Source organism: Halorubrum tebenquichense DSM 14210, assembly GCF_000337415.1.
Taxonomy (GTDB): Archaea; Halobacteriota; Halobacteria; order Halobacteriales; family Haloferacaceae; genus Halorubrum; species Halorubrum tebenquichense.
On record NZ_AOJD01000024.1, the window covers coordinates 1 to 18,027 of the forward strand.

The 18,027-nt window shown below is 70.9% G+C and carries 17 protein-coding genes and 1 pseudogene; 5 read left to right on the forward strand and 13 right to left on the reverse strand.

The annotated features are described in order from the left end of the window. Positions 1 to 558 (reverse strand): adenylosuccinate synthetase (locus tag C472_RS02830; RefSeq protein WP_006628278.1); only part of this gene is annotated, 558 nt, incomplete at its 3' end. Between the two features lie 312 nt (positions 559 to 870). Here C472_RS02830 and C472_RS02835 point away from each other — a divergent pair. Beyond that, positions 871 to 1,176, forward strand: coding sequence for a hypothetical protein (locus tag C472_RS02835; RefSeq protein ID WP_004595838.1), 306 nt, complete (start codon positions 871 to 873; stop codon positions 1,174 to 1,176). Between the two features lie 83 nt (positions 1,177 to 1,259). Here C472_RS02835 and C472_RS02840 read toward each other — a convergent pair whose 3' ends face one another. The 3 genes and pseudogenes from C472_RS02840 to C472_RS02850 all read right to left on the reverse strand — a co-directional run bounded on the left by C472_RS02840 (position 1,260) and on the right by C472_RS02850 (position 5,278). Then, entirely contained in the window at positions 1,260 to 3,506 is a 2,247-nt protein-coding gene (locus C472_RS02840; RefSeq protein WP_006628279.1) for a DUF7527 domain-containing protein, read from the reverse strand. Positions 3,507 to 3,647: 141 nt separating this feature from the next. Continuing rightward, positions 3,648 to 4,121 (reverse strand): NUDIX hydrolase, encoded by a 474-nt coding sequence (locus C472_RS02845; RefSeq protein WP_006628280.1) that lies wholly within the window; start codon positions 4,119 to 4,121, stop codon positions 3,648 to 3,650. Between the two features lie 93 nt (positions 4,122 to 4,214). Then, a pseudogene (locus C472_RS02850) lies at positions 4,215 to 5,278 on the reverse strand (transcription initiation factor IIB). A gap of 334 nt (positions 5,279 to 5,612) precedes the next feature. On the opposite strand from C472_RS02850, the gene C472_RS02855 reads away from it, so the two are divergent. Further along, complete coding sequence (locus C472_RS02855; RefSeq protein WP_006628283.1) at positions 5,613 to 6,788, forward strand: M24 family metallopeptidase; 1,176 nt, start codon at positions 5,613 to 5,615, stop codon at positions 6,786 to 6,788. 9 nt (positions 6,789 to 6,797) lie between these two features. On the opposite strand, the gene C472_RS02860 is transcribed toward C472_RS02855, so the two are convergent. Next, positions 6,798 to 7,565 carry a hypothetical protein gene (locus tag C472_RS02860; RefSeq protein ID WP_006628284.1) on the reverse strand — a complete coding sequence of 256 codons (768 nt, stop codon included), beginning with the start codon at positions 7,563 to 7,565 and terminating at the stop codon, positions 6,798 to 6,800. A 129-nt stretch (positions 7,566 to 7,694) separates the two neighbouring features. On the opposite strand from C472_RS02860, the gene C472_RS02865 reads away from it, so the two are divergent. Then, positions 7,695 to 8,879, forward strand: coding sequence for an MFS transporter (locus C472_RS02865; RefSeq protein WP_006628285.1), 1,185 nt, complete (start codon positions 7,695 to 7,697; stop codon positions 8,877 to 8,879). Between the two features lie 37 nt (positions 8,880 to 8,916). Here C472_RS02865 and C472_RS02870 read toward each other — a convergent pair whose 3' ends face one another. The 8 genes from C472_RS02870 to C472_RS02900 all read right to left on the reverse strand — a co-directional run bounded on the left by C472_RS02870 (position 8,917) and on the right by C472_RS02900 (position 15,416). Then, positions 8,917 to 9,153 (reverse strand): hypothetical protein, encoded by a 237-nt coding sequence (locus C472_RS02870; RefSeq protein WP_006628286.1) that lies wholly within the window; start codon positions 9,151 to 9,153, stop codon positions 8,917 to 8,919. A 24-nt stretch (positions 9,154 to 9,177) separates the two neighbouring features. Beyond that, positions 9,178 to 9,354, reverse strand: a complete 177-nt coding sequence (locus C472_RS16850; protein WP_006628287.1) for a DUF2249 domain-containing protein — start codon at positions 9,352 to 9,354, stop codon at positions 9,178 to 9,180. A gap of 87 nt (positions 9,355 to 9,441) precedes the next feature. Beyond that, positions 9,442 to 10,044, reverse strand: a complete 603-nt coding sequence (locus tag C472_RS02875) for a CDP-alcohol phosphatidyltransferase family protein (RefSeq protein ID WP_006628288.1) — start codon at positions 10,042 to 10,044, stop codon at positions 9,442 to 9,444. Positions 10,045 to 10,070: 26 nt separating this feature from the next. Further along, positions 10,071 to 10,643 carry an adenylate kinase family protein gene (locus C472_RS02880; protein WP_006628289.1) on the reverse strand — a complete coding sequence of 191 codons (573 nt, stop codon included), beginning with the start codon at positions 10,641 to 10,643 and terminating at the stop codon, positions 10,071 to 10,073. Next, entirely contained in the window at positions 10,640 to 11,734 is a 1,095-nt protein-coding gene (gene hisC, locus C472_RS02885) for a histidinol-phosphate transaminase (protein WP_049906235.1), read from the reverse strand. The genes C472_RS02880 and hisC overlap by 4 nt, the downstream gene beginning before the upstream one ends. 51 nt (positions 11,735 to 11,785) lie before the next feature. Further along, a complete protein-coding gene (locus C472_RS02890; RefSeq protein ID WP_006628291.1) occupies positions 11,786 to 13,222 on the reverse strand; it encodes an HflX-like GTP-binding protein in 1,437 nt (478 codons plus the stop codon). A gap of 217 nt (positions 13,223 to 13,439) precedes the next feature. Beyond that, positions 13,440 to 14,183, reverse strand: coding sequence for a fumarylacetoacetate hydrolase family protein (locus C472_RS02895; protein ID WP_006628292.1), 744 nt, complete (start codon positions 14,181 to 14,183; stop codon positions 13,440 to 13,442). 78 nt (positions 14,184 to 14,261) lie between these two features. Further along, positions 14,262 to 15,416: a zinc-ribbon domain-containing protein gene (locus C472_RS02900; RefSeq protein ID WP_006628293.1), complete on the reverse strand. Its 1,155-nt coding sequence runs from the start codon at positions 15,414 to 15,416 to the stop codon at positions 14,262 to 14,264. Between the two features lie 107 nt (positions 15,417 to 15,523). On the opposite strand from C472_RS02900, the gene C472_RS02905 reads away from it, so the two are divergent. Together C472_RS02905 and C472_RS02910 are read left to right on the forward strand one after the other, a co-directional pair. Further along, entirely contained in the window at positions 15,524 to 16,246 is a 723-nt protein-coding gene (locus C472_RS02905) for a metal-dependent hydrolase (RefSeq protein WP_006628294.1), read from the forward strand. A 293-nt stretch (positions 16,247 to 16,539) separates the two neighbouring features. Next, positions 16,540 to 17,937: a sugar porter family MFS transporter gene (locus C472_RS02910; protein ID WP_049906237.1), complete on the forward strand. Its 1,398-nt coding sequence runs from the start codon at positions 16,540 to 16,542 to the stop codon at positions 17,935 to 17,937. The last annotated feature ends 90 nt before the right edge of the window (positions 17,938 to 18,027 follow it).

Here is an 18,027-nt window from a genome sequence, read left to right on the forward strand (position 1 = left end):
AGCGCGATCGTCGTCGTCGAGGTCGAGCCCGTACACGTCCTCGACGAGCGCGCGCTTCTGCGGGACGACGTACTCCAGCTTCTCGCGGAGCACGTCGGGGTCGAGCAGGTCGGCGATCCGGACCCCGCGCCGGCCCGCCTTGTCCTCGTAGGTCGGGCCGATGCCGCGGCCGGTCGTACCGACCGCGTCGCCGGCGTCGTCGTCGGCCTTGACCTCCTCCTCGATGCCGTCAAGCACGCGGTGGTACGGCATGATGACGTGCGCGCGGCGGGCGACGCGGACGTCCGGGTCGAGCCCCCGCTCGCGCAGGTCGTCGATCTCCGTGAACAGCGTCTCGGGGTTGACGACGCAGCCGTTTCCTAAGATTCCGACGGTCCCGCGGACCGCGCCGCTCGGAACCAGAGAGAGCTTGTACTCCGCGCCGCCTTCGACGACGGTGTGGCCGGCGTTGTCGCCGCCCTGATAACGGACTACGACGTCCGCGTCCCCTCCCCATCGGTCGACGAGCGCGCCCTTGCCCTCGTCGCCGAGCTGGGAGCCGACGATGGTGAGTGTCATACGACCTGCCGGTTCCCGGCCGGGGGTAAAACCGATTACGGTCTGCGGTCGCGAGACCACCACGAACATGGATCACAAAATAATCACACGGATCCGAATACGCTCGTTCGTGTATTCTCACGCCGCAGCGCCCCGCCGGCGTCTCCGCCGTCTCCCGCGCCGGATCGGGATCGCATCGCCGTCCCGCGATCGAACACGTTAACTACTCCCACGTCGAAGGCCGAGATCGACGCGTCCGCTTAGGGCGGACGCGCGCATTCCCCGCCGCCGACAGCAACTTTTAAACGGGGGCATGACGAGTTAACATGTGCCATGATAGACCGATTAGAGAAAGAGGTAGACATGCTGGAGCGGCACCTCCAGGTCCTGCGGATGGTCATCGAGAACGAGCCGATCGGCATCGTGAAGATGTCGAACGAGACGGGTTACCCGCACCACAAGGTCCGGTACTCGCTGCGCGTCCTCGAGGAAGAAAACCTCATCGAGCCGTCCAGTCAGGGAGCGATCACCACGGAGCGGACCCACGAGTTCGTCGACGAACTCGACGAGAAGCTCGACGAGACCGTCGAGAAGCTCGGTTCCATGCGGATCGACGACGCAGCGGAACTCGAGAACTGACCGGAATTCCGATTTCGCCCGCCGACGTACGAGCCGCGTTTCCTCGGAGCCGCAATCGGTCGATTCGAAGCGCCTAACGACGCCTACAGGTCGGGGACCGTCATGTGGAACCCGCCGTCGCGCGCCTCGACGAGACACAGGTGGAACCCCTGCTTGCGGGAGAGCTTCACGAAGCTCGCCCGCTTCGACCGGCTGAACAGGCCGCCGCCGACCGCGTCGCTCGCGGTCTCCAAGGCCCCCGGCTCGAAGAAGCTCTCCGTCACGGCGAACGCCCCGGCGAACGTCTCGTTCGACTCCGCGATGTCGCGCCCGTTCCCGACGAGCGACTCTAACGTTCCCTCGGGCGTCGGGTCCCGGCTGTCGTTCAGGTCGGCGACGAACAGCGGGTGGCCCATCCGGTCGCGCAACACGAGGTCGAACGTCCGCTGCTCTCTGGTCTCCTCGCCGCCCTCGCGGAGCTCGATCGACACCGTGCCGCCGATCTCGGCGCGGTCGACCTCGGGGAGCGCGTCGTAGAGGTCGCGGAGCGTTCCCTCGTTGCCGGTCCCGCGGACCTCGAACGGGAGGTCCTCGACGAGCCAGCGGGTGAAGCCGTACTCGATGGTGTCCGCGAGGAACTCCTCGAACGGCCGCCCGTCCACGGCGAGCCCGTCGGTCTCGAAGCTCGTGTGGTGTTCGACCCGGAGGTTCTCGCGGAGCGTCTCGCGGTCGACGCTCCCGTCGTGGGCGTCGGCCAGCGTCGCGCCCTCCTTCGAGTCGTACCTGATGAACAGGTTCGTGCCGTTGCGCGCCTCGCCCGGCGTGAGCGTGCGCTCGGCGTCCGGGAGCCGATCCTTCACGTCCGAGAGCTCGCGGCGGAGGCGGTCGCGCTCCTCCCTGAGCTCCTCGGTCTCCGTTTCCAGCCGATCGACCTCGGCGGCGAGCTCGTCGCGCTCCGTCTCGATCTCGTCGCGTTCGGCCGCCAGCCGGTCGCGCTCCTCGGCGAGCGACTGCCGCTCCGTCTCCGTCTCCTCTAAGGCCGCCTCCAGCTTCCGAACCCGCTCGGAGTCCGCGCCGCCCGTCGCGCCGCGGCTGTCGCGCTTCGAGACCGCAGACGGGGTCGACGCCGACCCCCGTGTAGAGCGCGGCGACGGGGACCCGCCGTCGGGGTCCGACTCGCCCCGCTCCGCCCGGCCGCGTTCGTCGACCGACCGGGAGCGCTGCGACGACGCGGCGCGGCGCTCGTCCGGCGCTCGGGGCTTGCCGCCGGCCTCGGAGGGGTCGAGCGCGGGGATCGACTTCTGCTCGCGCCACTCGGCCTCCTCCGAGAAAACGTCCTCGGAGTCGGGCGCGTCGCCCGCCTCGGCTCCGTTGCCTCCGGTGGGCGACGCCCGTCCCCGGTCTCCGTCTCCGGGGCCGTCGCCCTCCGCGGCGTCGGCGGCATCGGGTGCGTCGGCGTCTCCGATCCGGACCGCGTCGGGGCTCCGCTCCCCGTCGTCCGCGGCGGGACCCGTCTCGGAGCCCGTCGCGTCGGCGGACGTGCCGTCGTCGCCCTCGACGGGTGTCCCGGGCGCGTCGTCGACCGACGGATTGCGGTCGTCTCCGACAGCCTCCGGCTCGTCGGCCGGCTCCCCGTCGGCGTCGCCCGCGGTGTCCGGATCCGTCGAGGTGGTCGGGTCGATCGCGGCGTCGGAGCCGGCCGAGGCGGTCGGATCGGCCGAGTCGGCGGGCTCGGCGGCGGCGACTTCGCCGCCCTCGTCGGTGGTCTCGCCCGGGCCGGCGATGCCCGAGTCGCCCGCCGAACCTTCCGCGCCGTCTGGGAGCGGGCGCACGTCCAAGTCGACCTCGTACACGGTGTAGATGCCGACCTCGTCGGCGGCGAGGTCGAACGCCTCCTCGCCGGTCTCCAGCCGCCTCGCGTTGCCGACGTACGCCGCCGCCATCGACTCGCCGCCGGTGTAGGCGACGTAGTAGTCGCCGGAGAGGACGTTCTCCGACAGTTCGACGTAGCCGGTGAATCCCCCCTGCGAGAGCTTGCGGTCGGCCTCGGTCAGCGGCGTGTCGTTGGTGTAGTACTTCGCCCGCGGCTCGCCGCCCAGTTCCTGCATCGCGAAGAGCACGGGGAGCGCCTCGTCCGGGGCCCGGTAGACGGTCCCCGAGGCGTCGGCGAAGGCGTCGAGCGTGCCGTCGACGACGCCGACGACCTTCCCGTCGGCGAAGAACAGCCAACCGGTCCCGTCGGTCGCTGCGCCGGAGAACCCGTCGCTGACGATCCGCCCGAGCCCCGCGAACCCGTCGGAAAACGAGCGGTCGTCCCACTCGCCGATCGCTTCCCGTCGCTGTGCGTCCATCGTTGTGAGTACGTCGCCAGCACCGACCCAAATACCTTCCGGAGCGTGAGACGGCCGTCTGACGCGGGATTTTCGGATCGGACCGCACTGCGGCGGTCGGCGGCGGTCGCCTGATCGCCCCGGCTTCCCGGCCCGGATCGCTCAGTCGTCGCCGACGGCGGCGATCGCCTCTCGGCCGAGGTCGACGACGTCGTCGGGGAGGTCGCTCGCCGCGAGTTCCGCCGGGGCGTACCACCGCCAGCGCTCCGGGTCGACCTCGTCGTCGCCCTCGGGGGCGATCTCTCGGGAGTCGACGCGGGCGTAGTAGAGGTGGTCGACGTGCTGGTGGCCCACGGAGCCGTCCTCGTGAACGTTGATGTCGTGGAGCATGAGGTGGGCCGGCTCCGGGAGCCCGCGGGTGTTCGGGCCCGTGATATCCGACTCCGTCGCGACCAGTTCGGGCTCTAGCCCCGTCTCCTCGCGGACCTCGCGGCGCGCGGCCTCGTGCGGCAGCTCGTCGCGGTCGACGTGGCCGCCGGGCGGCAGCTTGATTCCGAGCCGCTCGTGGTCGTGTAGGGCGGTCGCCCCGTCGTTGACGATGTAGGTCGTCGCCGTGAAGTGGCGAGTCGTCTCCATGGTTTCGGGTGGCGACCCGCCGCCTTCGCGGTTACGGCTCGGGCGAAGCGCCGGGGCCTTCGAACGCGTCAAGAGAACGAGACGGCGGAGCGCTCAGTTCAGCGCGACCGAGTCCTCGGCCTCGAGGAGCTCGTGGTACCGGTTCCGGATGGTGACCTCGCTGATGTTCGCGACCTCGCTGACCTCGCTCTGGGTCACCTTCTCGTTGACGAGCAGCGAGGCGGCGTACACCGCGGCGGCGGCGAGTCCGACCGGCGACTTGCCCGAGTGGATGCCCTGTTCCTTCGCGGTGTCGAGCAGGCTGCGGGCGCGGCGCTCGGCCTCGTCCGAGAGGCCGAGGTCCGAGGCGAACCGCGGGACGTAGCTCTCGGGGTCGGCGGGCTGGATCTCCAGCTTCAGCTCGCGGACGACGTAGCGGTACGTCCGGGCGATCTCGTCCTTCTCCACCCGGGAGACGGCCGCGATCTCGTCGAGGCTGCGCGGCGTCCCCGCCTGCCGGGCGGCGGCGTACAGCGACGACGTGGAGACGCCCTCGATGGAGCGGCCGGGGAGCAGGTCCTCGTCGAGCGCCCGGCGGTAGATGACGCTCGCGGTCTCGCGGACGTTGTCCGGGAGGCCGAGGGCGCTGGCCATGCGGTCGATCTCGCCGAGCGCCTGTTTCAGGTTGCGCTCTTTCGAGTCGCGGGTGCGGAAGCGCTCGTTCCACGTCCGCAGCCGCTGCATCTTCTCGCGCTGGCGGCTGGACAGCGACTTACCGTAGGCGTCTTTGTCCTGCCAGCCGATGTTCGTCGACAGCCCCTTGTCGTGCATCATGTTCGTCGTCGGGGCCCCGACGCGCGACTNCCGTAGGCGTCTTTGTCCTGCCAGCCGATGTTCGTCGACAGCCCCTTGTCGTGCATCATGTTCGTCGTCGGGGCCCCGACGCGCGACTTGTTGTCCTTCTCCTTGGAGTCGAACGCGCGCCACTCCGGCCCGCGGTCGATCTCGTCCTCCTCGACGACGAGCCCGCAGTCGACGCAGACGGTCTCGCCGTGCTCGGTGTCGGTCGCTAACTGTCCGCCGCACTCGGGACACCGAAGCTCCTCCTCTTCGGTCTCCGACTCGGTCTCGCTCTCGTCGACGTGCTCTGTCGTGTACGTTCGAAGGTTCTCGCTCATTGGTTTGGTACGTGGAGGGAACAACGGAACCGAGGGACGATTCTCGGTGTTTTCCTCACCCTCAGGTAAGTGACCCAAATACTTAAAAGTTCGCGTGTCTGGTGTCTCGGGAACACGCCCGAAAACGGCGTGTAAAACCCTTTAGGATTCGGATTTAGCGACCGAGCGGACGGAAGAAAACGCGACGGAGGTCGGACGCCTCGCGAGCGGGGGTGTAGTATATAGGCGTTTCGCGAGCGTCGCCGCGGTGCCCCGCCGGTCCGCCGCGGTCTCCTCCCGCCCCTGAAGTTCCGCGAGGACAACCGCTTTGAGCGTCGCCCGAGCAGTGTGGCGCATGAACCGAACGCGGCTCGACGAGACGCTCGCCGACTTGGACGCCGACGGCTACCTGCTCGACGCCTCGCAGGAGGACGCCAACCAGCTGTACCTCTCCGGGTTCACCGGTCCCGACCCCTTCCTCACGCTGTACGCCGACGGCGAGGTCCACGTCCTCGTCAGCGGGCTGGAGTACGGCCGCGCGAAGTCGGAGGCGACAGCCGACACCGTCGAGCGCCACGCCGACTACGACTACGAGTACGGCGGCCGCGAGGCCCGCGACGACATGTACGCCGCGTTCGTCCGCGACAAGGGCGTCGAGTCCGTCTCGATGCCGCCCCGCGGGCCGGTCGGCACCGCGGACGCCCTCCGGGAGCGCGGCGTCGAGGTCTCGGTCGACACCGACGACCGCCTCCAGGCGGTCCGCGCGGTCAAGACCGACGAGGAGGTCGACGCGATCCGCGAGGCCCAGGCGGCGAACGAGGCGGCGATGCGGGCCGCCGAGGACCTGATCGCCGGGGCCGACGTGGCGGGCGAGGGCGACGACGCGGAGGCGGGCGTCCTGCTCCGCGACGGCGACCCCCTCACCAGCGAGCGCGTGACCGAGGAAATCGAGGTGACCCTCCTCCGCCACGGCTGCGCGCTCGACGAGACGATCGTCGCCGGCGGCGAACAGGCCGCGGACCCGCACGACCGCGGCTCTGGTCCGCTCCGGGCGAACGAGGCGATCATCGTCGACATCTTCCCGCGCTCGAAGGCGACGAAGTACAACGCCGACATGACGCGGACGTTCTCCGTCGGCGAACCGGACGAGACGCTCCGCGAGTGGTACGACCTCACCGAGCGCGCGCTGGAGGCCGCGCTCGACGCGGTCGAGCCCGGCGCGACCGGCGCGGACGTCCACGCCGCCGCCTGCGAGGTGTACGAGGAGGCCGGCGAGCCGACGTTCCGCACCGACCCCGAGACGGAGACCGGGTTCATCCACTCGACCGGACACGGCATCGGCCTCGACGTCCACGAGTCGCCGCGGCTCGCGAGCGGCGGGGAGGAGCTGGAACCGGGCCACGTGATCACGGTCGAGCCCGGCCTCTACGACCCCGCGGTCGGCGGCGTCCGGATCGAGGACCTCGTCGTCGTCACCGAGGGCGGGTACGAGAACCTCACCGACTACCCGCGGAAGCTGGTCGTCGACTGATTTCGAGGCTCAGATCGTCCGTGTACCGGCGTCGACCGTGTCGCGTGCGTCGGACGCGGGGTCCCGGCCGCGCTCGTCGCGGAGGCGGAGGAACGCCTCGGCGAGAACGCCGAGGATCGCGATACTGAACGGCATCGAGACGGCGATGACGGCGAGCGTCGGCACGGCGGACCCGGGGCCGAACGCGATCGCGAGCCCCGTCGACAGGACACCTATGGCGGCGGTGAACGGGACGACGACGACGAGGAGCAGCCCGAACAGGCGGAGCCAGTTGCCGCGGGTGAGCCGCCAGCTGTCGCGCATCGCGGCGACGAAGTTCTCGTCCTCGACGGCGACGAAGACGGTCATAAAGAGGAGGGAGACGTAGACGACGATCCCCGGGATCACGAGCAGGAGCGTGCCGAGCGTGAGCAACACGCTGAAGACGAGACCGCCGACGGCGAGGTTCGCGACCACCCAGACTATCCGCCGGGTGAAGAACTCGCGCGGGATCCGGTCGCTCTCGCCCGCGACGAAGGTCCGGACCGCGGCGATCGAGAGGACCGGCAGGAGCAGGAACGTCGCGACCGTGAGGGCGACGAGGACCGGGAACGGCGCGTCGAGCGCGGGAGCGAGTTCGCCGGCGACCTCGGGCGGGAGCGCCGCGGCGGCGGCGCTGTTGAACGCGACCTGCCACGCCGCCCCCAAGCCGACGGAGGCGAGGATCAAGAGCAGGCCGTTCCGATTCGCGACGCGGCGGAGGCCGTTCGCTATCGTCGCACCGATCTGGAGGGACATACAGGTCGGCGTTCTCGCGCCCGTCAAGTAAACCTACTGAAACAACTGACGACGGTCCGAGAGCGGTACCGGAGCCGGGGCACCGACCGAGATCGGAACTCGCTTTCCGGGCCGCCGGCAACGTCGACCGTGAACTGGCGGTACGAACACACGGCGCTCGCGCTCTGTACGCTCGCGTTCACCGGGACGATGGTGGCGCGGCTGGTCGTCAGCCCGCTCGTCCCGCAGATCACGGCGCAGTTCGGCGTGACCAACGGCACCGTCGGGCTGGCGCTCAGCGGGATGTGGCTCACGTACGCGCTGGCGCAGTTCCCCTCCGGCGTCCTCGGCGACCGCTACGGCGAGCGCCGCGTGATCCTCACCGCTGTCGGTGCCACCGCGGTCGCGTCGGTGCTCCTCGCGGCGTCGCCGTCGATGCTCGCGTTCGCGCTGTTCGCGGCCATGCTCGGCGTGGGGGCGGGGCTCCACTACTCGGTCGCGACGACGTTCCTGACGCGGCAGTTCGCCGACACCGGCCGCGCCGTCGGCGTCCACGTCGCCGGGGGGCCGCTCGCGGGCTTGGCGGCACCGCCGGCCGCCGCGCTCGTCGGAGCGCGCTACGGCTGGCGCGCCGGCGTCCTCCTCGGGGCGGCCGTCGCGGTCCCCGTGTTCGCGCTGTTCGCGTGGCGGGTCCGCCCGACGGAACCGCTCCGCCCGGACCAGCCGATGGGCGAGCGGTTCGCGCTCGGCCCGCTCGTCGAACTGCTCTCGCGGCCGGGGATTCTCTACACGACGGCACTGGCGACGATGGGCGCGTTCGCGTGGCAGGCGACCGCCTCCTTTCTCCCCACCTTCCTGGAGGTGGGGACCGGGCTGTCGACCGCGCTGTCTGCGCTTTTGTTCTCGGTGTACTTCCTCGTCCACGGCGGCACCCAGCCGGTGACCGGATCCGTCTCCGACCGGATCGGCCGCGACGCCACGGCGATGGTGACGATGGCCGCGGGCGTCGTCGGCTACGGGACCCTCGTCGCGGCCGCGACGCTCGATTTAGGGCTGCCCGTCACCGTCGCCGGCGTCGGCTTCGTCGGCCTCGCGATGTCGTGGGGCGCGCCGGTCCAGTCGCGGTTCATGGACCTGCTCTCCGACGAGGAGCGCGGGGCCGGGTTCGGGCTCGTCCGGACCGCCTACATGGTCACGGGCGCGTCCGGCAGCGTCGTCGTCGGGAGCGTCTCCGACGCGGCCGGGTGGCCGGTCGCGTTCGCGCTGCTCGCCGCCGTGATGGCGCTCGGGCTGGCGACGCTGTCGGCGAACCGGCTGCTCGGACTGGGGTACTGAGTCGGACGGTCGGGAGAACGAGGTCGGCGCGCGAGCCTCAGAGCCGGTCGTCTTCGAGGCTACCGGGGTCTTCGGCGGTGTCGAACATGTTGTTCTCGGCACCGTCGAGCATCTCGTCGCGGCGCTCGTCGTCCACGACGCTCACGTTGTACGCCTCGATGCCGGACGCGATGAGGTCTTCGGCGGCCTGCTCCTCCGAGACGAACTCCTGTTCCGCCAGCTGCTGGAACTCGGCGTACACGTCGTCCGAGAGGTTCAGTTCGAACGTTGGCATACCTCCCGTTCCGACCGGACGCTTTTAAATTGTTCCCTCGTCGCGGCCGCGCTCGATCTGATACCGGATCAGGTGGACGCCGACGTCGCGGTCGGCGGCGATACGGAGTTCCTCGCCCGGCTCCGCCCCGTCGAGCGCGCCGCGGATTCGGTCTCGGTGCTCGTCGTCCGGCCGGTCCCGGAGGTCGATTTCGGTGGTCATCTCTCGGATCGAGGACGCTCTCTCACGAGGATGGTTTCTCGCTCGAACGTGTCCGCCTCGTCGACCGCCGTCCCGCGGACCGACCGCCTACAGGTCGCGCCAGGCACCGAGGAACCGCTGGACCGCGGTGAGGTGCCCGACGACCGCGAACAGCGCGAGCAGGAGGCCGACGACGTTGAGCCCGGCGACGATCGGCTCCGAGTACGCGGCGGCGACGACGCCGCCGACCCCGATGAGCGCGAGTCGGTCCGCGCGGCCGAGGAGGCCGCCGTACTCGCGGCCGATGCCGACCGCCTGGATCTGCGTCCCGAGGTACGAGGTGAGGAGGACGCCCGTGACGGCGGCGAAGCCGAGCGCGTACGCCCCGATCCCGGCCGTGAGGCCTCCGATGACCGCCACGTCGGCGTAGCGGTCGAGGACGTGGTCGAGGAAGTCGCCGCCGTCCGAGGCGATCCCCTGATGACGCGCGAGCGCCCCGTCGACGAGGTCCAGCCAGCCGTTGAGGAGGACGCACAGCGCGCCGGCCGCGTAGAAGGCGGCCGACCCGACGGCGAACGCGGCGGCGGCCGCGACCGCGACGAGGAAGGCGATCACGCTCACCTGATCCGGCGAGAGGTCGAGCCTGTCGGCCGCCGACACCCACGGCCCGAGCAGGCGGTCCGCCACGGAGCGGTACTGGTCGAGGGTCATCTACCGTCTCGACGCTCGCGGCCGGCTCATATATAATCGATGAAGTCCACGGTGCCGGCGCTCGGCTCGCGCTCGCCCTCGACCGCCGCGCGGATCGCGTCGGCGACCGCCTCGGGGTCGCGGTCGGTCGCGTCGACCTCGTAGACGTGCTCCGCGCCGTGTTCGGCGACCGCCTCCGAGAGGATCACGTCGAGCGCCTCGCTCTCCGCGTTCTCCGCGGCGGTCTCCGGCGATTCGCCGCGGGCTTCGAGCCGGGACTCGATCGCCTCGGGGCGACAGCGCAACACGACGACGCGGTCGACGTCGAACCGGTGCGCGAGGTGCGAGTCGAGGACGCCGGCCCAGTCGCCGAGCGCCTCGCGGACCGCGTCGAGGTCGGCGACGAGCGTGTCGCGGTCGGCGTCGCGCTCGGTCCACAGGTCGTCGTCTCCCTTGATCCGCTCGTTGAGGTGGATCACGTCGTACTCGCCTTCGAGCAGCGCCGTCGCCGTGGTCTTCCCCGTTCCCGGCGTCCCCGTGACGGCGACGCGGTCGGCGCGGTCGCCACCGCCGTCGGCCGCGGCCTCGGCGTCGTCCGCGCCGTCTGCCCCGCCGCTCACGCCCGGACACCGAGTTCGAGGTCCGCGAGCGTCTCGTTGAGCAGCGCGACCGCCTCGCGCGTCTCCTCGCGGGTGCCGGTCGAGATCCGGACGTGTTCCGGGAGCCCGAACGAGGTGCAGTCCCGGATGATCACGCCGCGCTCCTGTGCCGCCTCGGCGACGCGCTCGCCGTCGCCGACCGCGGCGAGGACGAAGTTCCCGGCGGAGTCGACCGTCGGCGCGTCGAGTTCGTCGGCGATGTACCCGCGGGCCCAGCGGGAGGTCTCGACCGTCTTCTCGACGTGTCCGTCGTCGTCGAGCGCGGCGAGCGCCGCCCGGCAGGCGAGCTCGTTCGCCGCGAACGGGGTGTTGACGCGGGCGTACGCCTCGCCCCACGACTCGGGGACGACGCTGTACCCGATCCGGAGCCCGGCGAGCCCGTACGCCTTCGAGAAGGTGCGGAGGACCGCCACGTCGTCGCGCTCGTCGACGAGCGGGATCGCGCTGTCGACGTCGGCGAACTCGCCGTACGCCTCGTCGACGACGACGAGGGTCTCCGGCGCGGTCGCGTCCGCGACCGCCTCGACCTCGTCGAGCGGCATCGTCGAGCCGGAGGGGTTGTGCGGCGAGGTGACGTAGACGATCCGCTCGCCGCCGTAGGCGGACAGCACCGTCTCCGCGTCCTGCGCGAACCCGTCGGCCGGGGAGAGGTCGTACTCCGTCACCCCGCCGTGGTGGTACCGTGAGGACATCGCGTAGTAGGCGAAGCCGGGGCTCGGCACCAGCACCTCGTCGCCCGGTTCGAGGGCCGCGCGCGAGAGGTAGTCGATCGAGCCGTCGGCCCCCGGCGACACCCACACCTGCTCGTCGTCGACGTCCCATAGCTCCGCGATCTTCGCGGTGAGGTCCGTGTGCGAGGACTTCGGGTACTGGTTCACCCGGTCGGCGTGCTCGCGGATCGCCTCGACGGCCGCCGGACTCGGGCCGTGCGGGTTCTCGTTCGAGGAGAGTTTGATGAGGTCGTCGGGGTCGATCCCGCGCTCGCGGGCGACCTCCTCGACGCCCCGCCCGGGCACGTACGGCGAGTGATCGGAGAGATCACGTGGTTCCATGTACGGAACTCGGGGAGCGTCGGGCTTAAGCGTGGTCTTGCCGACCGCGGTTCACCCGTCCGGACCGCCTCTCGTCAACCGCCGCTCCGCCTCGTCGACGACCGCGGGCCGTCCCGCGAGTTCGACGGTGACGGCGTCGCCCTCGTAGTCGACGCCCTCGACGACGCCCCGGTCGTACGCCCACGAGAGCGCGGCCTGCGCGTCGCCGCCGTTCGGGGCCGCGACGGTCGCCGTCGCGGTCGGGAGCGCGTCCGCGACCGCCGCCGCGAGCTCGTCGAGGCCGACGTCGTCGCGGGCGCTGACCGGGACCGGCGGGCGGAGCGACGCGACCACCGGCGACTCGTCGGGGTCGAGGTCCGCGACGGCGGCCTCGTACGCCTCGGTCGCCGCCGCGAGGCCGTCCGCCTCGGTACCGGCTTCCCCCGCTTCGTCCGCCTTCGACAGCACGGGGACCAGCGGACCGTCGGTCGCCTCGATCGCCGACAGCGACGCCCGGAGCTTCCGGCGGAGGTCGGCCGGGTCGTCGCTCGCGTCGACGACGAGCAGCGCGCAGTCGGCGCGCCGGATCGCCTCGATGGTCGTCCGGAAGGAGCGCACGGCCCCGTGGGGCAGGCCGTCGAGGAACCCCACCGTGTCGGTAAGCAGCGTGCGCCGACCGCCGAGCGTCGCCCGGCGCGTCGCCGTCGAGAGCGTCTCGAACGGGCTGCCGTCCACGGAGAGCGTGACTGCGAGGTCGGCCGGCCCGCCGCCCGGCTCCGAGTCCGTCACCTCGTCCGCGAGCCGGCGCGCGAGCGTCGACTTCCCGGCGTTGGCGTAGCCCGCGAGCGCGACGAGGTCGAACCCGGCGTCCCGGCGCTCGGCCCGCCGCGCCGCCCGGTCGTCGGCGATCTCGTCGAGGGCGCGCTCGGCCGACTCGATCCGCTTTTCGACGTCGCGGACGCGGCTGTCCCCCTCCGGCCGGAGGCGCACGTCCTCCCCGCTGTCGCGGGCGATCGCCTCCCGGAGCCGGGGGAGCTCGTAGCGGAGCCGCGCCAGCTCCAGCTGTCGGTCGGCGGCGCGCGAGTCGGCGGCGTCGGCGAACAGCTCCAACACGAGCCGCGGGCGGTCGATCACCGCGGTCCCGGTCGGCAGCAGGTCGCCGAGCGAGAACGTCTGTCCCGGCGACAGCGACCCGTCGTAGATCACGGCCTCGGCGTCCGCGTTGGCGACCAGCCGCATCAGGTCCTCGGCCTTCCCGCGGCCGAGGTCGTAGGTCGGGTCCTCGCGCCGTTGCTGGGTGACCTCGCCGATCGCCGCGTAGCCGGCCGCGGCGGCCAGTTCGCGGATCTCGGTCGTGTCGGGCGGGCCGTCGGCGGTCCGCGCGGCGACGACGGCGGGCGTCGCGTCGGCGGACGGCGCGCCGAAATCGGTCGGTGTGCCGGGGTCAGTCGACCCGTCGGAGTCGGTCGGTGCGTCGCGTTCGTTCGTCGTGTCGTCGTCTCGTGACATGTGGTCGGGCGCTCGCGTCGGCCCGGGGAGGGGAGCGTCTCGCTCCGTGTGCGGTCGGGGGCGATACTCGCGGACGGGCGACGAACGAACCGGTCTCCACACCGCCGAGTCCGACGGCCGCCACATAAGCGTTCACCGGAAACGAGGTGTGGTAGCGAGCGACGAGGCGGAGGGCGGTCGGATGGGACGGACGAGCGATCGGCCGAAACCGACCGTTTCAGGGCACCCGAACGTCGTGTTCGAGGGTGCCGACGCCCTCGATCTCCACCTCGACGGTGTCGCCGTCGGCGAGGGCACCGACGCCCTCGGGGGTGCCCGTCGCGATGACGTCGCCGGGTTCGAGCGTGAGGTACGTCGTGATCTCCTCGATCAGCGTCGGCACGTCGAAGATCATGTGTTCGCGGTCGCTGGACTGCTTCGTCTCCCCGTTGACGCGGAGTTCGACGCTCGCGTCGGCGGGCACCTCGTCCGGCGTCGCGAGGACGGGACCCAGCGGGGCCGCGCCGTCGAACGCCTTCCCGCGGACCCAGTTCTGTTCCTTGTTCTGGTCCTCGCGGTTCGACACGTCGTTCATACAGGTGAAGCCGGCGACCACGTCCATCGCGTCCGCGGCGTCGACCGACTTACACTGCTCGCCGATCACGACCGCGAACTCCGCCTCCCAGTCGATCCGGTCTTTTCCGGCCGGAACGGTCACGGTGTCGCCGTGGCTCGCCACCGCGTTCGGCGGCTTCAGGAAGAGCAGCGGGCGGTCGGGCACGTCGTTGCCCAGCTCCTCGGCGTGGTCGGCGTAGTTGCGTCCGATACAGACGATCTTCGAGGGGTCGGTCGGCGCGAGCACGTCGATGTCGGGGTCCGAGAGCGCGTACTCGTCGCCGCCGAAGGCGACCGTGTCGGTCGCCGGGTCGTACTCGCCGTCGCGGATCGATCCGGCCGGGTCGCGGAACCGTGCGCGGTACATACGGGAGCGATCGGCCGGCCGCCCGAAAAGCGTTCCCGGAGGGGCAAGGGACGGGCGCGACCCGCCGGCCCCGCCGGCTCACTCGGTCGAGTCGGTCGCCTCGCGGACCGACGCGTCCGCCGTCTCCTCCGTCGACCCCCCGGGCGGGGTGTCGCCGTCGATCGTCTCGTCGCCGGTCGCGTCGGTTTCGAGCCCCCCGTCGTCCGCGAGGTCGTCGAGCGACAGGTCGCCGAGGCCGTCGCCGCCGAACACCTCCGACCGCGCGCAGTCGGCGCAGTAGTGGTTGCGGCGGACCGAGTGGGTGCGGACCGGAACGCCGGCGACGACCGTCTCGTCGCGCCGCCGCCGCACGAGGCCGCGCTCGAACGCCTCGCCGCAGACGACGCAGGTGTCGTCGGGGGTCTCGGGCGGGCGGAGGATCCGGTGGTCCACCGTCCTCTGCCGGCCGAAATTCGTGACCCCGTGACGGCGGTCCAGCCGGCGGCGGACGGGCGGGGCGACGCCCAGCCCGAGTCCGGCGAACGCGAGCGCGATCAGCGCGACGGTCGGCGAGCCGGTCGCCGTTCCGAAGAACGCGATGAAGCCGCCGATCAGCAGGAGCAACATCGTCATGAGGTACGCGGTGACCGTCTCCACCCGCTCCGCCGACTCGTCGTTGGAGGGGACGCGGACGGGCGTCTCGTCGCCGCGAACGAGTCGACGGCGCTCGGCGAGCTTGGAGTAGTGCCACCAGCCGTACAGGAGGTTTCCGATGCCGCTGGTGAAGGCGAAGAGGAGGAGGTGGAGACCGACCGAGCCGATCCCCCTGTCGACGAGGACGACGCGGTCGCCGTCGTCCCGCTCGATCTCCCACCCGGCGTCGAGGTGGTTTTGAACCCGACGGCGGAACGCCTGTGAGCTCTCTCCAGGGACCGACGCCGAGGCGGCCGGCCGGGAGGGATCGGTCCCGCTCGACCGGGCGGAACCGGTTCCGCTCGACCGCTCGGAGCCGGTGTGCGACCGACCGGACCCGACGGCCGTCGCGCCGCCGCCCGGCCGCGACGCGCCGCAGTTCGAGCAGAACCGGTCGCCGTCGTCGAACGCCTCGCCGCACTCCGGGCAGTAGGCGGGGTCGCCCGGGTCGCCGAGGTCGGCACCGCAGTCGGGACAGAAGCTCGCCCCGGCGGGCACCGGGTCCCCGCAGGCCGGGCACGCGGCGGCCGGACCGTTCGGGTCGCTGGTCTCGGAGGGCATTCGCCACGTAGTTCGCGCTCGCCGGGGTTAATTGCTTTCGCCGACCGGGGACGCGGATCCGCGGTGTCGAGTTTTATTAGCGCTCGCCGAGACGTACCGAACGTACCATGGAACTCACCTGGCACGGCCACTCCACGTGGCACGTCGTCGTCGGGGACACGGAGCTGCTCATCGACCCGTTCTTCGACAACCCGAAGACCGACGTCGCCCCCGAGGAGCTCGACCCCGACTACCTGCTCTTGACCCACGGCCACTCCGACCACATCGCCGACGCCGGGGCGTTCCCGGACGCGACCGTGGTCGCCACGCCGGAACTGACCGGCTACGTTCAGGAGAACTTCGGCCACGAGCACACGCTCCCGGCCGGCGGGATGAACATCGGCGGCACCGCCGAGTGCGGCGACGCGTGGGTGACGATGGTCCGCGCGGACCACACGAACGGGATCGAAAACGACCCCGACTACTCCGCCGGGATGCCGGCCGGGTTCGTGGTCGGGGACAAGAAGCCGACTCAGGAGTCGGACGCCGACTGCACCACGTTCTACCACGCCGGCGACACGGGCCTGATGTCCGAGATGGTCGACGTGATCGCGCCGTACCTCGAACCGGACGCCGCCGCCCTGCCCGCCGGAGACCACTTCACGATGGGGCCCGCGGGGGCCGGCATCGCCGCCGACTGGGTGGGAGCCGACGTGGTCTTCCCGATGCACTACGACTCGTTCGGCCCGATCGAGATCGAGACCCGCGAGTTCGTCAACGAGGTCAAGGCCGCGGGAGCCGCCGCCGAACCCGTCGTCCTCGACGGCGACGAGACGTACGCGCTGGAGTAGCGCGACCCGCGACCGGAACCGAGGCGACGGCCAGCCGGATCCGCACCGGCGCTGACTTTTTCCACGAAACTCGGTCGACGAGCGGCCGGTCCGCGGGTCCGATCCGGTTCGACGTCCAGCGCCGAGGAGCCCGGCCCGGTGTGTCAGAATACTATTCGACTCCGAATAAATATTATATCGAGTCGAGTAGTTTTTGTACGTCTGATGTAGCAGGAATATATTGTATAGATTTAAATTAATAATAAATCAGAAGGCTTCTAAATGAAAGATGGTTAGCGCCGAATTGGCACACCATGTCAACCGCTGATATGCGGGCTGTGATCCGCGGAGAGGGCGGACGGTTCGTGTACGTCGTCTCCGCGCTCGCGGCGCTTAACGGCCTCCTGTTCGGGTTCGACACGGGGATCATCTCCGGAGCCATCCTCTTCATCGACACCACCTTCGAGCTGAGTCCCTTGGTGGAGGGGATCGTCGTCAGCGGCGCGATGGTCGGGGCGGCCGCCGGCGCGGCCGTCGGCGGGCAGGTGTCCGACCGGATCGGCCGCAAGCGGTTCATCCTGCTCTCGGCCGGGGTGTTCTTCCTCGGCTCGTTCCTCATGGCGGTCGCGCCGACCGTCGAGGTGCTCGTCGCGGGGCGGATGATAGACGGGATCGCCATCGGGTTCGCCTCGATCGTCGGCCCGCTGTACATCTCCGAGATCGCGCCGCCCTCGGTCCGCGGGGGCCTCACGTCGCTGAACCAGCTGATGGTCACCGTGGGGATCCTCTCGTCGTACTTCGTCAACTACGCCTTCTCCGGGTCCGGCTCGTGGCGGCTCATGCTCGGGGCGGGGATGGTCCCCGCCGTCGTGCTCGCCGTCGGGATGGTCCGGATGCCCGAGAGCCCGCGGTGGCTCTACGAGCAGGGCCGGACCGACGAGGCGCGGGCCGTCCTCCGTCGCACTCGCGACGGCGACATCGAGTCCGAGCTGTCGGAGATCGAATCGACCGTCGAGGCGCAGTCCGGGAACGGGGTCCGCGACCTGCTCAGCCCGTGGATGCGCCCGGCGCTGATCGTCGGGCTCGGGCTCGCCGTCTTCCAGCAGATCACCGGGATCAACGCCGTGATGTACTACGCGCCGACGATCCTGGAGTCGACCGCGTTCGGCAGTTCGCAGTCGATCCTCGCGTCGGTCGCCATCGGGACCGTCAACGTCGCCATGACGGTCGTCGCGATCCTCCTCGTCGACCGCGTGGGCCGTCGTCCGCTCCTGCTCGTCGGGACCGGCGGGATGATCGGGTCGCTGACCGTCGCGGGCCTCGTCTTCCAGTTCGCCGACCCGACCGGGGGGATGGGCTGGCTGGCGACGCTCACGCTCGTCTCGTTCGTCGCGTTCTTCGCCATCGGGCTGGGACCGGTGTTCTGGCTCCTCATCTCCGAGATCTACCCGCTCGCCGTCCGCGGGAGCGCGATGGGGGTGGTGACGGTCGCCAACTGGCTCGCGAACCTCGCCGTGGCGCTGTCGTTCCCCGTGCTGCTCGACGGGATCGGCACGCCGCTGACGTTCTGGCTGTTCGGGGCCTGTAGCGTCGTCGCGCTGGTTTTCACCTACCGCACCGTGCCCGAGACGAACGGGCGGACGCTGGAGGCGATCGAAGCCGACCTCCGGGAGGGAACCGGGGCGGTCGGCGGCGTCCGCGGCGACGACTGACGCGCCGCCGACTCGGACTTGCCGGGACCGCTCCGGAATCGGCCCGCGTCGCACCGCGTTCCGGCGCGGTCCCGTGCCGATGCCGATAAC

Coding starts and splice junctions, on each gene's coding strand:
- C472_RS02905 (WP_006628294.1), top strand. CDS start 15,524: ATGGAACTCACCTGGCACGGCCACTCCACGTGGCACGTCGTCGTCGGG.
- C472_RS02890 (WP_006628291.1), bottom strand. CDS start 13,222: ATGTCACGAGACGACGACACGACGAACGAACGCGACGCACCGACCGAC.
- C472_RS02875 (WP_006628288.1), bottom strand. CDS start 10,044: ATGACCCTCGACCAGTACCGCTCCGTGGCGGACCGCCTGCTCGGGCCG.
- C472_RS02910 (WP_049906237.1), top strand. CDS start 16,540: ATGTCAACCGCTGATATGCGGGCTGTGATCCGCGGAGAGGGCGGACGG.
- C472_RS02835 (WP_004595838.1), top strand. CDS start 871: ATGATAGACCGATTAGAGAAAGAGGTAGACATGCTGGAGCGGCACCTC.
- C472_RS02900 (WP_006628293.1), bottom strand. CDS start 15,416: ATGCCCTCCGAGACCAGCGACCCGAACGGTCCGGCCGCCGCGTGCCCG.
- C472_RS02845 (WP_006628280.1), bottom strand. CDS start 4,121: ATGGAGACGACTCGCCACTTCACGGCGACGACCTACATCGTCAACGAC.
- C472_RS02870 (WP_006628286.1), bottom strand. CDS start 9,153: ATGCCAACGTTCGAACTGAACCTCTCGGACGACGTGTACGCCGAGTTC.
- C472_RS16850 (WP_006628287.1), bottom strand. CDS start 9,354: ATGACCACCGAAATCGACCTCCGGGACCGGCCGGACGACGAGCACCGA.
- C472_RS02895 (WP_006628292.1), bottom strand. CDS start 14,183: ATGTACCGCGCACGGTTCCGCGACCCGGCCGGATCGATCCGCGACGGC.
- C472_RS02855 (WP_006628283.1), top strand. CDS start 5,613: ATGAACCGAACGCGGCTCGACGAGACGCTCGCCGACTTGGACGCCGAC.
- C472_RS02860 (WP_006628284.1), bottom strand. CDS start 7,565: ATGTCCCTCCAGATCGGTGCGACGATAGCGAACGGCCTCCGCCGCGTC.
- hisC (WP_049906235.1), bottom strand. CDS start 11,734: ATGGAACCACGTGATCTCTCCGATCACTCGCCGTACGTGCCCGGGCGG.
- C472_RS02840 (WP_006628279.1), bottom strand. CDS start 3,506: ATGGACGCACAGCGACGGGAAGCGATCGGCGAGTGGGACGACCGCTCG.